We start from the raw sequence: 11756 nt of genomic DNA on the forward strand, positions 1-11756 counted from the left end.
TGTTCGCCCCGGGCGAGTCGCCGTTCCTGCACTACGTGCGCACCGGCCGGGACGCCGGGCTGATGGCCGCCCCCGAGGATCTCGGCGCCTACCCGCCCATGACGGCCCCCGAGCCGCAGGACTGGGACGGCCTGCCCCCGGCGCTCCCCATCGCCGACGCCCGCGTGCTGGTCATCGTCCCCGTCTACAAGGGACGCGGCGAGACCCTGCGCGCCATCCACGCCTGCCTCTCGCCCCCCCAGGCGACACCCTTCGCCCTGCTCGCCGTCAACGACCGATCCCCCGACCCGCAGCTCACCGCAGACCTCGCAGACCTCGCCCGTCGCGGCCTGTTCCACCTCGTCGAGAACGAGCACAACCTCGGCTTCGTCCGCTCGGTCAACCGCGCGCTCGGCCTGCGCCAGGGCCGCGCCGTCGTCCTGCTCAACTCCGACGCCCAGGTCTACGGCGACTGGCTCGACCGCCTCGTCGCCCACGCGGAAGCTGAGGACGCCCGCCCGCCCGTGGCCAGCGTCACGCCTTTGTCCAACAACGCCACGATCTGCTCCTACCCGCGCTTCAACGCCAACAACACCATGCCGCTCGAGATCGAACGGCCCGAGCTCGACCGCCTGGCCGCGCAGACCAACCCCGGCCAGGCCGTGCCCGTGCCCACCGGCGTCGGCTTCTGCATGCTCATGACGGCGCAAGCCCTCGACGCGGTCGGCACCCTCGACGCCGAGGCCTTCGGCAAGGGCTACGGCGAGGAGAACGACTGGTGCCTGCGCGCCATCAAGGCCGGCTTCGTCAACCTGCTCGCCGAGGACGTGTTCGTCTACCACGCCGGCCAGATCTCCTTCGGGCTCGATGAGGGCGGCGAGTACGACCAGGGCCAGGCCGCGCTGCTGGCCAAGCACCCCGACTACCCGGCCCGCGTCGGCCAGTTCGTCCAGGCCGATCCCGGACGGCGCGGGCGCGCCCGCCTCGACCGCGCGCGGCTCGCCCGCCACTTCTCGGGACGAGCGCTGCTGTTCGTCACCCACGCCTGGGGCGGGGGCATCCAGCGCCACATCGACGACATGATCGCGCAGGCGCGTGCCGAGGGCCTGAGCGTGGTGCTGCTGCAGATCGACCGGACCCGCAACCTCGAGGTCCACGTCTCCTACCGCAGCCCCGAGTTCCTGTACCTGCCCAACCTCGACAGCCTGTACCTGCCGCGCGACGCCGCGGAGCTCGCCGGCTTCATCGCGGCGCTGGCGCCGGTGCTGATCCACGTGCACTCGCTGGCGGGCCTGCGCTGGGCGGCGGCGGGCGCGCTGATGGACCTGGTGGCGGGCTCCGGCCGGCCGTATGCCTGGACGCTGCACGACTACTCGCCGGTGTGCCACCGCAACCACCTGGTGCAGCCGGACGGGCGCTACTGCGGGCTGGCGCCGGTGGCGGAGTGCCGGGCGTGCCTGGCGTCGGACGCGGAGGGGTTCGAGGAGCCGGACCCGGGGGCGCGGCGGGCGGCGTTCGGGCGGTTCCTGGCGGGCGCCACGCGGGTGTTCGCGCCGTCCTGCGACACGGCCGGGCGGATCCGGGGGGTGTACCCGGATCTGGCGGTGACGGTGCGGCCGCATATCGAGCCGGAGCGGTCCGTGCGCGACACCGCCCTGCAGAGGCCCGGACGGATCCGCCGCGTCGCCGTGCTGGGCGGGGTCAGCATGCCCGAAGGCGGGCTGCTTCTGCAGGCGCTGGCAGCGGATGCGCGCCGGCGCGACCTGCCCCTGACCTTCGCGATCGTGGGCTTCTCGGACCCGACGCTCACGGGCGGCCTTGAGCGGGCAGGGGTCTTCGAGACCGGGCGCTTCTCGACTGACGATCCGACCCTCGATCGTGTGGCGCGGGCAGCCCTTCAGATCGCAGAGACCGGCCGGCATTGGGAGGACGCGGAGATCCTGGATCGCGTGCCCTACGTCTCGGCCGACATGGTGCTGCTGCCGGCGATCTGGCCGGAGACCTACGCGTACGCGCTGACGCTCGCCCTGCGCACCGGCCTGCCGGTGGTCGCCTTCGACCTCGGCGCCCAAAGCGAGAGGCTACAGGCTTATCCGAACGGCCATCGCCTGCCGCACGCCCTCGCCGCCGACCCGTCGGCCGTCAACGACCGGCTGCTCGCCGTCGACGTCTCGCCTGCCAGCCGGCGTTCCGAGCCGATCCAGGCCGCCACATACGACAGCCTGATGGGCGACTATTACGCAATCCGGGCCTGACAGCCGCTCCCGGCGCACCGGCTCCCCCGTCAACGCACTTTGGCCCATTTTCTCGCCGAAGCAGGCGGGGAAACTCCAGAGGTCGATCCATGGCTGCCCTTCCGTCGGCTCAGGCAGAGAAGACTCCGGTCGAGTCCTATCTGCACGTGCTGCACGCCCTGATGCTGCGGGACATGCGAACGCGTTTCGGCGCCTCGATCTGGGGCTACGGCGTGGTCGTGCTCTGGCCCTGTGTGCACGTCTTCATGCTGATCGCGATCTACACCTTCCAGAAGATGGCGGCCCCGCTTGGGGACAACCGAGCCCTGTTCTTCGCCTCGGGCGCCGTCCCGGTTCTCGTCTTCCAGTACATCTCCCGCGAGGTGATGAAGGCGGTGATCGCCAACCGTCCGCTGACCTACTATCCACAGGTCAAGCTGTTCGACGTCATCCTGGCCCGCATCCTCGTGGAGATCGTGACCGGCTTCCTCGCACTGGTCGTCGTCGCCTCCGTCCTCGTCGTCATCGGCAGCGATCCGATTCCCGCTGAACCCATCACCGCCATGTGCGGCTATCTCGCCGCCATCCTCCTCGGGATCGGCATCGGCACCATCAACGTCGCGATCATCGGGTTCTTCCCCGGCTGGCTGATCGGCTACGCGCTGTTCAGCATCATCCTGTACGTGTCCAGCGGCGTCATGTTCCTTCCGAGCTACATGCCCGAGAAGATATACTATTGGATGAAGTACAACCCGGCCATGCAGCTGGCGGAGTGGGTGCGCTCCGCCTACTATCCCTATGCCGGCATTCAGGTCGACTGCCTCTACGTGATCATGTTCGCACTGACGACCGCCAGCATCGGCCTGCTTCTGGTGAAGCACGTCGTGGCCAAGATACAGGCGTGAACGGAAGCCGCGCGGTCGTCCCGCTCCGCGACGAACGCGCGGCCTCGCTCGGTTCTCGAGCGGTCTTGGCCGGGACGGTCCTGCTGTCCAACGGACCGCGACCGCCGATTGCCACCACGATGTCAGGCAGCCGATAGGAGCCTGAGGAATCGCGCTCTTGAAATCCTCGGTCTCCTCCGGGGGAATGCCGTCCGCCCCAGGCCTACACACGCGTATGACAAAGAAACCCGTCCACGACATCGAAACGAAGTACATCCGCCAGATCCAGCGGCAGCAGCTCGAACTGGCGCTGATCAAGGCCGAGCGCGACGCGGCCCTGCGCGATCGGGAGGTGGCTCAGGCCCGATCCCAGGCGATGGGAACGCTGGTCGACGCCCTGGCCGGCAGCCTGCGCCCCTTCGGGTTCGACCGGAAGCGCTTCCTGGCCGCGATCCGGACGGCGGCGCGATCCATCCCGGACCACGGCCCCGCCGCCCTCCAGCACACGCTCCTGCTCGAAGGCTCGAACAGGCTCCTCGGGCGCATCGCCTCGCCACTGTCATCGGCGCGCGACTGACCGTCGCGACCGTCCGCGCCGCCGATCAATCCCACTCAGAGGCTGGAGCCGAGGATCATGGACGTCGAACTCCTGACGATGTTCAACGCCGTCATCGCATTCAGGGACAACCTGGACGCCGGACCCCATATCCTCAGCTCCGAGCTCGACTTCCTGTCCTTCGCCACCCGGATGGCACCGCTGTCCAACGCGCAGCTGCTGCAGGATCTCTGGGTCCTGTACGAGCTGAAGGAGAAGCGGAACGGCTACTTCGTGGAGTTTGGCGCCTGCGATGGCATGAGCCTCAGCAACACGCTCCTCCTCGAGAAGACGTATGGCTGGCAGGGTGCCCTCGCGGAGCCGTCCCGGGCTTGGCACGAGGCGCTGTACAGGAACCGCGACTGCTACATCAGCGACAAATGCGTCTACAGGACCGACGGCGCCGAGGTTCAGTTCAACGAGGTGGATATCGGCGAGTTGTCCGGCATGAAGGACCTCGTGGAGAGCGACTTCCACGCGCATTTCCGGCAGGAGGGACGGCAGTACAGCGTCGAGACGATCTCCCTCGCGCGGTTCCTCGCGGAGGCGCGGGCGCCGAAGCGGATCGACTACATGAGCATCGATGTCGAGGGCGGTGAATTCGACGTGCTGCAGAGCTTCGATTTCTCGCGCCACGACATCGCTTTGATCAGCGTCGAGCACAATTTCTCGGGAACCCGCGAGAAGATCTACGATCTGCTCACCGGCCACGGCTATCGCCCGCGGTTCCGCCAGTTCTCCCTGTTCGACGATTGGTACGTGCGGCCCGACCTCATCGTCGCGCAGTCCTGACCGGAGCGCCCCCCTTGTCCGCGAGAGCCGCCCTCGAAATCCTGGATTCGACGTTCGACCTGTTCAAGCAGATGGGCAGCGGCATCGCGCTCGACCTGCAATGGCTTGAGATCGCCCGGCGGCTCCAGATGGTTCGTGACGAGGCGCACTGGACGGCCGACGCCGCCTTTGTGGCGACCAAGCTGAAGGCGCACGCGGCCTATTACGCGATGAATTACCAGCCCGATCGCGACTCCGAGCGCGTCCGGACCGCGAACGCCGCCATGCTCGACAAGGTGGTCGAGCACTATTCCGTCCTGCGTGCGCATCTCGAGCAGCACCTGACCGCCGCCGATCTGGCCGGGCCTGAGGCCGCGGGCGACACGGGTCCCGATTGAACGCTCCGGTCGACGCGTCCCATCCGTCATCCCGAGCGCAGCGAAGCGACCCAGGGCAGCGCAACCTCGGCTGGGATCGCGCCACTGGATTGCTTCGCTGCGCTCGCAAGGACGGCGGCGCCAAAGGCATCAACTAGATACGGTAGCCTCCTCCACCGAGATGGCTCGCCCCGGGGCGGGCGACCGGTTCGCGCGGGTGGGGCAGGGGGCGCCGTCCCGCCGTCCTCAGGCGAGGCTCTGGATGGCCGCCAGCATCTCGTCGACCGCCGAGCCCGTCTCGACCGGCTGGACGCTCGACGTCTGATCGGTCTGCAGGCGCGGCAGCCGGCGCACCTGCGCGCGCACGCCCTTGAGGAGCCGGGGCAGGTCGGCGCAGAGCACCTCGCCGGCCGCCTTGGCCATGGCGTACTCCGTCATGTTGGCCGGCCGGCTCTCGACGGCGACGCTCGACGGGTAGAAGACGCCGATCGGGTGATCCCCGGTCCGGCGCAGGGCCTCGCAGACCTCGTAGAAGCTGCGCACGTAGAAACCCATCATCTCGTCGAGGAGGGCGAGGTCCAGCGCCTTGCCGCGCTTCCCGAAGATGAACGGCGTCGCGAAGTAGAAGAGCCGATCGAAGGCACGGCCCGCGGGGAGCTGGCCGGCGATGGGCTGCCGCACGTCGAGGCGGATGACGTCGCAGGCGCCGCCCGCGGCGCGGATCTCCTCGGCCACCGCCGCGGCCTCGGAATCGCCCATGGCGTAGGTGATCGTAACCGCGGCGCCACCCAACGCGAGCAGCTTCGCGGTCAACTCGCCGAGCCCCCGCGAGCCGCCGACCACCAGGGCGGACCGCCCGGCGAACGCATCGGCCGCCACCAGTCCCCGCAGATCCGCGACGCCCGGCTGCGCCACCGGCGGCGCCCGCCGGAAGGCCTCGACCTGCCCGCGCAAGGCCGGGCCGAGCACCGCCAGGGTGACGAGGTTGAAGCGCTCGTCGTCGCGAACCACGCCGAACCGCATGGTGTTGCCGCGCTCGCTGTCCTGACGCGCCACCGCGAAGCCGCGGAAGATGGAGTGCAGGCCCGGTTCCACCATGCCCACGAGCTGAGAAAGACCCGCGAGATCGGCGAGCATCCCGGCCCCGAGCGCGGCGGCCGCCCGCGGGAACGCGGCCTCAAGCGCGGAAGCCCGCGCCGCACGGTCGAAGACATGCCCGACGGCCTCGGCGGCGACCGGCGCCCCGCCTCCGGATCCGATGTCGATGCGGGTGACGACCGCGTCGCCGACGACGATGTCGAACGCGGGGCCCGCGCCGCCGCGGCGGCCGGAGTGAACCTCGCAGCGGTCACCCACGTAGATCATGCGGTCGAAGCGCACCGTCAGCGTTTCCAGCCCGGCCAGCGTCGCCCCGGCGCCGGCGTCCAGCGCCCACAGCACGGCGTGCACCCCGTGCACCACCACGCGCCCCGCCTGCGTCCGCCGGGCCGCCTTCGCGTCGAGGTGCATCGGGTTGGAATCCCCCGACAGCGCCGCGAAGGCGTGCTGATCGTCGAGGGTGAAGGTACGCGCAGCGATGGCGGCCAAGGCCGAACCTCGGGGCTTGGAGTTCAGAGTTTCGGGTTCTTGGACCGGATCAGGTCGACCAGGGCGCCGATGCTGGTCAGCTTCTCGATCTCGGCGCTGGTCATGCGGACGCCGAACCGCTCCTCGGCCGCCAGCAGGATGTTGATGTGGCTCGACGAATCCCAGCCCTCGACGTCGTCGGCCGTGGTCTCCGGCGTCAGCACGATCGTGTCGTCGGCGAGGAAGTCGCGGAAGATCTCGGTCAGGCCGGCGTAGATTGCGTCGTCGGTCATCGGTCCAGCTTCACCAGTTGCATCGGGAGATCTGGGCGCTGACGGCCGCCCAGGTCGAGCCGCCAGCGCGTGGTGCCGTCCTGGGCTTCCTCCGCGAGGCGGAACCCGAGCTGCTCGTAGTGGCCGCGCACCATGCCGTTCTTCGGGGTCGGCCGGTAGGCGCCGACCAGCGCCGCGGCGCCCAGCCGCTCGGCCTCGGCGGCGATGACCTCCAGCGTCGCCTCCTCGACCCGCCGCTTGAGCACCCGGCAGCTCATGAGCCACGTGTCCAAGACGAGCTCGGCGCCGCGCCTGAGGCCGATCACGACGGCGATGAGGCCGTTGTCGCCGAAGCGGTCCGTCAGGCGGAAGTAGAGGCCGACCGCCTCCGGGTCGGCCATGAGCGCGCGGATCTCGTCCTCGCCGTAGCGCTTCGTCGTCAGGTTGAACTGATTGGTCTTGTTGATCAGCTGCACGATGCGGGCGAGGTTCGTGGTGTCGAAATGCGACCACGCCAGCACCATGTCGAGGCTGCGCAGGTAGGCGGCGATATCGGTCGCGCCGTCGAGGGCCGCCTCCCGTTCGGCGTTCTGCCGGTACTGGGCGGTGCGGTCGCGATCCTCCTCGGTCAGGACCACGCCCTCGAAATAGCCGGCATCGGCGAGGCATTGCGGGACCAGGGCCGGATCGTCCGGCACCTCCGGGACCGCCACCATCGGTAGTTCGGTGCGGACGAGGTTGCGCTCGAAGGGGTTGTCGTCGACGAAGACGAGGCTGTCGAGCCCGATGTTGAGCCGCCGGGCGATGGCGCGGATGTTGGCGGCCTTGTCGTCCCAGTTGGCGACGAAGCAGGCAATGTCCTTGCGGCGCAACGCCATTTCCGGATGGCTGTCGAAGGGGGCCAGCGCGTTCGCCTCGTCGTTCTTCGAGCAGACAGCCAGGAGGATGCCGCGCCGGGCCTGATCGAGGCCGTAATGCTGGAGCGCCAGGAAGGCCTCGCCCAAAGCGTCGCCGTTGCCAATGACGATGCCGTCGAGCCCGTCGTCGCCGACCACCCCGCCCCAGAGGGTGTTGTCGAGGTCGAACACGAGGCACTTGGCCGACAGGCCCTGCCGCGCGGCCAGGATCCGGGCGACCCATTCGCCGTAGAGCGGCGAGACTGTCGGCGAGACCTCCTGCTTGGCCCGGTGCCAGAGCACGGGATTGTGCCAGGCCGCGATCCCGTACCGGGCGGCGCCGTCGTCGACGGCGACGAGGTCGACGCCGGCCGCGTCTGCCCGGTCGCGGATCAGGGCGTTCAGGCGCATCACGGCGCGGTGGCGTGACCCGGGCATCCGATGCTCGTTGCTGCCGAACAGGGCCGGGAAGACCGGCAGCACGGTCTGCTGCAGCACCCGGGAGCCCAGTCGGTCCTGGGCGGCGCGCCAGCAGCGCGCGAGTCCGTCCACCGAGCGGGCCACCGCGTCGTCCGCGGCCTGGAGATCGGCGAGATCCCGCACGCCCTGCGTGAGATGGTGCGCGTCGAGGGCGAACAGGACGGTGTCGGCCCCGAACGCCCGGAGTTCCGGGCTCGGATCCTCGAGTTCCTGCCTGTACTGGCCATAATCCGGCTCATACAGCGCGAGCCAGATCCCGCGGCGCAGGGCGGCGACCCGCAGGGCCGGGAAGAGATGCGTCTGCGTCGCCGAGCCGAGGACCGCGAGCCGCACCGGCCGCGTGGTCAGATGCGCGGGTGCCTCCGGAAACAGCTTCAGGAGCGCGGCGTTCACCCGAGCCGTCTGGACGAAGTCGAGCCGCGTCCGCGCCAGGGCGACGAGGCTCGACCACGCGCGCTGGCGGTCGCCGTCCGCCAGGGCGGCCGCGACGCGGTCGCGCCAGTCGTCCGGCGGCGGCGGCAGCCAGGTGAGGTCCTCGGCCTTCATGGCGGATCCGCCGCTCAACCGAGGATCTGGATGTAGTGCTTCACGTACTGCTCCCAGGTGACCTGCCCGAGGGGTGCGTAGGTATAGACCCGCTCAGGCGTCGCCCATTCCAGGCCGAGTTGCTCCGCCACGCGGGGATGGACCGGGACCTGCATGGTCGACCAGCCATCGACGGCCTCGGGCTGCGGCCTGACATCGGGAAGATCGAGCTTCGCGCAGCAATACCCCATCAGGGCGGCGTACAGGAGGCCGCTCGGGTGACCCAGCCAGTGGAAGAGCTGGTCCGTCCGGGTCTGTTCCCGCACGTACCGGCCGAGCTGACATTCGAAGATGCTGTCGATGTGGGTCAGCATCTCGTCTTCCATCTCGAGGAGACGGGTGAAGTTCCGGTTGATGCCGGACGCCTTCAAGTCGCGATAGGCGATGAAGCGCTCCTCGGGATCCGGAACGTCGGTTCTCAGCTTGCCGAGGAGCCCGTCGGGGAACCGGATGAAGCCGGCTTTGGCCGCGTCGGCCTCGGCGAGGGCGTCACGCCCGTACATCAGCCCGTCGAACGGCCACAGCGCCCGCCGCATGAGGTTGGGATAGCCGAAGCACCGCACGCCGCTGGGAACGTGCTCCTCCTTGAAGCGCTCGGCCTCGGCGATGTTCTGGATGAAGACGGCATGCGCGTCCTGCGCGATCTGCCTGATCTCCGGAGAGGGGATCGGCGTCGCGTGCAGGGCCAGATGATGGAACTCGAAGTCGCCGCGCAAAACATCCAGGGCGGAGAATGCCAGAGACAGATCATGCGCGTTGCAATTTCCGACGAACAGAACCTGCTTCCGGATTGTCTGAGCCATACCCACGCGCGCCAATACTCAGCGGAGACAAGCTGCTTGTCCCCTGTCGCGACCTGGATCGCGCCAAGTTCCGCCTACGATTACGACAGATATCTCGGTTCGAACCATGGAAGCACTATCACAATGGCTCGACTGGAACGAATTCTTCACCGTAGAAGCGTTCCAGGCTGAAAGCAACCTGGATCCAGGATCGCCGATCAACCGACATCCCGGCGGCACGCCCGGGCCGCAAAGACTTGTTCGATGGCAAGCGAGAGTGGTGCGCTGCTTCGAGCACGAGCAGCGGAGTCAGAGATGGATGCGGTGGGGTAGCAAGAACGGAGGCGGCGTGCCACCCCGGAATTGCGCAACAGCTTCCGCGAGCGCTTCCGCGGGTCGCGTCTGGTCGCGACCCGCGGGCACCCAACCTTACCCTCGCCACAGCTGTCCCGAGGCCGCAGGTGTGACGATCCCCGTCGCGGCTCCCGGCCGCTCGATGCTCCATCGCGACCCGGTCGGCGACCGTGGTCTATCAGCGTTTCGGACAGCTGAAGGCCGCATTCTGGAGTGCGAACGCGCGCATTTTGTCGATCAGGGCAGGATGGGCCGCCCAGACATCCGGATCGATGTAGGAATACAATCGTTCTCGCACCTCGAACAGCTGACCGCCATCGAAGCCTTCGATCCGATCGCCCCAGCGTGAAATCAGCATCTCCTCAATCGTCGAGAACGCGCTGCGGCTGTAGTTCAAGCTGAAATTCCGCGTGAAGGCGCTCGATCGCTCAGCGAATTCGGTCCGCACGTCCAAGTAATCCGGCGCCTGAACGACGCCTGATCCCCAGAACCCTTGCCTGTTCCAGAAGCGCATCATTTCGCAATCGATATAATCGTAGGATAAATTGCTGAACGCCAGCGCTTCGGCTGGCAGATCGAGAGCGAGGAAATCGGAGGCGAATTGCTTGGCGACGTCGGAGACGTGGTCGTAGCGGACGATCCTGATGGCATCCCGGCCGAAGACGGATGCCCAGCCCTTCAACAAGGTGTCCGGGACGAGCAGGTGCAGCTGAGAGGGTGCGAGCACGCAACCGAATGCGAAATCCGGCAGGGTGCGAACACTCCCATGCTTGACCGTTTCCTGCCACCAGGATTGCAAGAGCGAAAGAATATCGCGTTGATAATATGCGATCGTGACGCGCGCGTCGGGAAGCGCGTCACGCAGGCTTCGTATCCCCGCGGCCGGCAGATAGCACAATTCCTCGCTGGACAGGACACACAAGCCTTCCACGGTCTTGAGAACGGCCAGCATCCTCTGACAGGCCGGCCGCTCAGGAGAGCAGACCGATTGCGCGAACGTGTGCTGCCCGATCTCGTCGCCGCAGAGCAAGGGATATGTAAAACCGCAATCCTCTTTGCTGGACTGAGACAACAACATCTTCTGGATGGATGTCGTTCCGGTCTTGTGCGGACCGACGTGGATTACGAGATGAACTTTTTCACCGAAAGCCATGCCGATACAATATTCTCAGAATCAAGATCATATTCCTGATGAGGATAGGCTACTCACTTGCGCATTGACTGATTTGGCCGATGGGTTGCGCTGGGCGCTCAACCGCAGCAGGACGTCAATCAAGGGTTGTGCCGAGGCGGCGACGTGGCGGCCCGCCGTGGCCAGGACCAGATCCGGCCCCAGAGGTGCTTCGTAGGGTGCGGAAACACCGGTGAAATTGGGGATCTCGCCGGATCTCGCGCGAACGTAGAGGCCCTTCGGATCTCGCGCCTCGCAGAGCTTCAGGGGCGTATCGACGAAGATTTCGAGGAAGGGAATATCGCCTGCCGTTGCCCGTGCCGCGTCTCGCTCCGCACGGAATGGCGAGATCAGCGAGACGATTGTCACGAGGCCAGCCTCTGCCATGAGTCTCGCCACCTCTGCGGTCCGCCGAATATTCTCGATGCGATCGTCTTCAGTAAAATTGAGATCTTTGTTGAGGCCATGTCGGAGATTATCTCCATCGAGCACCATGGTGGCGCGCCCCGCGCCGGTCAAAGCACGATCGACAGCCATAGCGATCGAAGACTTGCCTGCACCGGACAGTCCGGTAAGCCATGCGATGACGGGCCGCTGACCAAGCGCGCGCCACCGAGACTCGCGCGGCTGCAGGGTCTGCCAAGTCAGATTGCGATCATCGCTTGCGCCGCCCGGCTGTTTCAAAGCTTGCCTCTCGATGCCTTTGACCTTGAGGGAGAGCGTACACGATTTCGTGATCGACGGTGTAACCACAACGCCACGTTGAAGGAAGTTTTACCGGGGGCGGGCCGCGCCGGCCCGCCGCCGCCA

11 protein-coding genes are annotated in these 11756 nt (G+C 67.5%); 5 read left to right on the top strand and 6 right to left on the bottom strand.

Features of this window, described 5'->3' with window-relative positions; all coding sequences use genetic code 11:
• The 5 genes from ACLBX9_RS18460 to ACLBX9_RS18480 form a co-directional block, all read left to right on the top strand.
• Nucleotides 1-2234: glycosyltransferase (locus tag ACLBX9_RS18460; protein ID WP_447719974.1), on the top strand; the 2234-nt coding region annotated here is incomplete at its 5' end.
• 89 nt (nt 2235-2323) lie between these two features.
• Entirely contained in the window at nt 2324-3118 is a 795-nt protein-coding gene (locus ACLBX9_RS18465) for an ABC transporter permease (protein WP_010686717.1), read from the top strand.
• A gap of 214 nt (nt 3119-3332) precedes the next feature.
• Nucleotides 3333-3674 (top strand): hypothetical protein, encoded by a 342-nt coding sequence (locus tag ACLBX9_RS18470; protein ID WP_447719975.1) that lies wholly within the window; start codon nt 3333-3335, stop codon nt 3672-3674.
• 57 nt (nt 3675-3731) lie between these two features.
• Nucleotides 3732-4484, top strand: coding sequence for an FkbM family methyltransferase (locus tag ACLBX9_RS18475; protein WP_010686719.1), 753 nt, complete (start codon nt 3732-3734; stop codon nt 4482-4484).
• Between the two features lie 14 nt (nt 4485-4498).
• Nucleotides 4499-4861 (top strand): hypothetical protein, encoded by a 363-nt coding sequence (locus ACLBX9_RS18480; protein WP_010686720.1) that lies wholly within the window; start codon nt 4499-4501, stop codon nt 4859-4861.
• 225 nt (nt 4862-5086) lie between these two features.
• On the opposite strand, the gene ACLBX9_RS18485 is transcribed toward ACLBX9_RS18480, so the two are convergent.
• The 6 genes from ACLBX9_RS18485 to cysC form a co-directional block, all read right to left on the bottom strand.
• Nucleotides 5087-6427 (bottom strand): SDR family NAD(P)-dependent oxidoreductase, encoded by a 1341-nt coding sequence (locus ACLBX9_RS18485; protein WP_447719976.1) that lies wholly within the window; start codon nt 6425-6427, stop codon nt 5087-5089.
• A 23-nt stretch (nt 6428-6450) separates the two neighbouring features.
• Complete coding sequence (locus ACLBX9_RS18490; protein ID WP_010686722.1) at nt 6451-6699, bottom strand: acyl carrier protein; 249 nt, start codon at nt 6697-6699, stop codon at nt 6451-6453.
• Nucleotides 6696-8600, bottom strand: coding sequence for an HAD-IIIC family phosphatase (locus tag ACLBX9_RS18495; RefSeq protein WP_447719977.1), 1905 nt, complete (start codon nt 8598-8600; stop codon nt 6696-6698). The genes ACLBX9_RS18490 and ACLBX9_RS18495 overlap by 4 nt, the downstream gene beginning before the upstream one ends.
• Nucleotides 8601-8614: 14 nt before the next feature.
• Nucleotides 8615-9442, bottom strand: coding sequence for a WcbI family polysaccharide biosynthesis putative acetyltransferase (locus ACLBX9_RS18500; RefSeq protein WP_447719978.1), 828 nt, complete (start codon nt 9440-9442; stop codon nt 8615-8617).
• A 511-nt stretch (nt 9443-9953) separates the two neighbouring features.
• On the bottom strand, nt 9954-10928 hold the full coding sequence (locus ACLBX9_RS18505) for a hypothetical protein (protein WP_447719979.1): 975 nt from the start codon (nt 10926-10928) through the stop codon (nt 9954-9956).
• Between the two features lie 27 nt (nt 10929-10955).
• Complete coding sequence (cysC, locus tag ACLBX9_RS18510; RefSeq protein WP_447719980.1) at nt 10956-11630, bottom strand: adenylyl-sulfate kinase; 675 nt, start codon at nt 11628-11630, stop codon at nt 10956-10958.
• Between the last annotated feature and the right edge of the window lie 126 nt (nt 11631-11756).

The sequence above is a fragment of the Methylobacterium sp. A49B genome, assembly GCF_053346215.1.

What these genes read in the sequence shown, in the direction of transcription:
- ACLBX9_RS18470 (WP_447719975.1), top strand. Translation starts at nt 3,333, where the DNA reads ATGACAAAGAAACCCGTCCACGACATCGAAACGAAGTACATCCGCCAG.
- ACLBX9_RS18500 (WP_447719978.1), bottom strand. Translation starts at nt 9,442, where the DNA reads ATGGCTCAGACAATCCGGAAGCAGGTTCTGTTCGTCGGAAATTGCAAC.
- ACLBX9_RS18495 (WP_447719977.1), bottom strand. Translation starts at nt 8,600, where the DNA reads ATGAAGGCCGAGGACCTCACCTGGCTGCCGCCGCCGCCGGACGACTGG.
- ACLBX9_RS18490 (WP_010686722.1), bottom strand. Translation starts at nt 6,699, where the DNA reads ATGACCGACGACGCAATCTACGCCGGCCTGACCGAGATCTTCCGCGAC.
- ACLBX9_RS18475 (WP_010686719.1), top strand. Translation starts at nt 3,732, where the DNA reads ATGGACGTCGAACTCCTGACGATGTTCAACGCCGTCATCGCATTCAGG.
- ACLBX9_RS18465 (WP_010686717.1), top strand. Translation starts at nt 2,324, where the DNA reads ATGGCTGCCCTTCCGTCGGCTCAGGCAGAGAAGACTCCGGTCGAGTCC.
- ACLBX9_RS18505 (WP_447719979.1), bottom strand. Translation starts at nt 10,928, where the DNA reads ATGGCTTTCGGTGAAAAAGTTCATCTCGTAATCCACGTCGGTCCGCAC.